At 50.1% G+C, this 1,928-nt stretch carries 1 protein-coding gene; it reads right to left on the minus strand.

Going from position 1 to position 1,928, the window contains the following annotated elements; all coding sequences use genetic code 11:
* Positions 1-139: 139 nt before the first annotated feature.
* Positions 140-1,441 (minus strand): group II intron reverse transcriptase/maturase, encoded by a 1,302-nt coding sequence (ltrA, locus tag HFP08_RS28710; protein WP_168124065.1) that lies wholly within the window; start codon positions 1,439-1,441, stop codon positions 140-142.
* Positions 1,442-1,928: the final 487 nt, after the last annotated feature.

Consider the following 1,928-nt stretch of genomic DNA (forward strand, 5'->3'; position numbering starts at 1 on the left):
GTAGAGTAGAGAACTGAATTTCGTTGGAGGGCGCAAGCCCTCTAGTTACTTTCCAGTTCCCCCTTCATCAAACCGGACGTGAGGTTTTCCCTCATCCGGCTTTCCGATGCCCTTCTTTCTTCCGCGTTACGGTACTTTCCTATCCGACCAGTTTCTTCAGTCCGGCCTGTTGGGCTATGTTCCCAACTAATCCGGATTTACCGAGTTTGTTACGACGATTCAGCTTTTTGTTCCAGAACAGTGTTAGCCTCTTTCGGATATACCAGTCGATTTTATTAAGGAATTGGTCCGCAAACGAATCCATCGCGTAGTAGTTCCTCCACCCTTGTATTTTAGGGTTTAGTTCCTTTACCATCTCGTTCATTGTCCAGAACAGACGGTTGCGCGGTTCGGTGGCTTCCTTTACCTTTTCCTTCATCTTCTTCATGGCTTTCTTCGACGGGTAACTCCTTAGGATGTGATGGGCTTTTCCTTTCACTTGCTTTGGAATTTTCCGGTGGTGCATCCCTAGGAAATCGAATCCTGCCTTGTCATCCCATAGATTGACCAGTTTGGATTTCGATGTGTTCATCTGTAATTCGAGCTTGAAGAATACCGCTTTGAGCACATCAATGGATCGGAGTGCTTGTTCCTTGGTCTTGCAGAGGATAACCAGATCGTCTGCATAGCGGACGAGCGTCCCGAGTTCGGTGAATTTCTTCTCCCAGACCGTGTCGAGATAGTTCAGGTATATGTTGGCAAGTAATGGGCTGATGACGCCCCCTTGAGGGCTCCCGAGGTCAGTTTCGTAAAACAGATCTTCTTTTACGAATCCCGCCTTCAACCATTTCCGAATGAGTTTGAGTATTCTTCTATCGCTGATGCGTTGCTCCACCAGCATCATTAATTTCTCATGCGGGATGTTGTCGAAGTATCCGGCGATGTCGACATCCACTACCCAATATACACCTTTCCTTACCGCTCGTCTGATGTGGCGGATCGCTCCTTTGGTATCTCTTTTAGGACGGAATCCATAGGAAAAGTCCTTGAAATCCGTCTCGAAGATCGGTTCAATGACCATTTTCGCTGCCATCTGTACGGTTCGATCGGCTAGAGCGGGTATACCTAGCGGACGGAATTTCCCGTCTCCTTTCGGTATCTCCTTGCGTCTTGCAGGCAGAGGGTGATACGTCCCGGCGATCAGCTTTTCCCGTATTTCTTCAACGAATCTTTCTTCACCGTACTCTTTCACGACGTGCTCGATGGTTATGCCGTCGATCCCGCCGCTTCCTCTGTTTCCTTTGACTCGTCTCCACGCTTCCCATAGGATGTCTTTCCGGTAAAGCTTGTCGTACAAGGCATGAAACCTTCGTTTCGGATTTCCCTTGGCGGCAAGATATAGCTTGTTTTGAAGTTCTTGAGCTTTTACTTTGGCGTAGTTAGCAGGGTTGTCTGCATTCACTCGCTCGTACCTCCTCCACTTGCTTGGACAAAGCAGGGGCCCTTCCCTCCATGAGGTTTTGTTGTCCTCACTTCTCAGGTATTACTGCCCCCTCCGACTCCCTTCCCGCAGCTCGCCACTTCACCTTTCGGGCTTATAGGTCCGCTCTTTACGGTTTCACCGTGCGGGGGAGGGTCTCCCTAGTTCCAGACACAACTTTCACAGCATGCCGCTCCCCTTACATCGGAGAGTTCTTCCGCGCTGCTTTCCAAGGGCTTCACGCGTTCCATGGCCTTCGCCCATATACCCGAGGCTCGGCTCTCTCTTGTCCCTTACGGGTCTTTTTTGACGATGCGGCAGGATTCACTTCATGTTACGGCCTGTTGTTTTGCTCGCACTTCAGCAGAAGTTACTTTGTCACAGGGCTTCAACCTTAGGATCTCTCCACCAGTTGCCTGTCAGCTACGAGGCGACTTGGCTCTTACCTCGACCGGACTTTCACCGGCTA

This window comes from Paenibacillus sp. HB172176 (assembly GCF_011947265.1).
Taxonomy (GTDB): Bacteria; Bacillota; Bacilli; order Paenibacillales; family Paenibacillaceae; genus Pristimantibacillus.